Source organism: Bacillus sp. 491mf, from assembly GCF_900112415.1.
Lineage (GTDB): Bacteria > Bacillota > Bacilli > Bacillales > Bacillaceae_G > Bacillus_A.
In genome coordinates this window covers 47,839-48,060 of record NZ_FOLV01000012.1, presented here as the reverse complement: position 1 = coordinate 48,060, position 222 = coordinate 47,839, and the positions used below count along the sequence as shown (strand labels likewise).

General features: G+C 64.4%; 1 protein-coding gene. It reads left to right on the top strand.

The features are described 5' to 3' along the window. On the top strand, positions 1-222 hold a 222-nt coding region (locus BM211_RS26485), incomplete at both ends, for a hypothetical protein (RefSeq protein ID WP_177206938.1).

Here is a 222-nt window from a genome sequence, read left to right as displayed (position 1 = left end):
GGAACGGCAAGAACGAGAGCGACCGGAACGGCAAGAACGAGAGCGACCGGAACGGCAAGAACGAGAGCGACCGGAACGGCAAGAACGGGAACGGCCAGAGCGGCGAGAACGAGAGCGGCCAGAGCGGCGAGAACGAGAGCGACCGAGAGGACCTGGAGGACCAGAACGACGAGAGCGACCGGAGCAGCGAGAACGAGAGCGGCGAGAACGGCAAGAACGAGA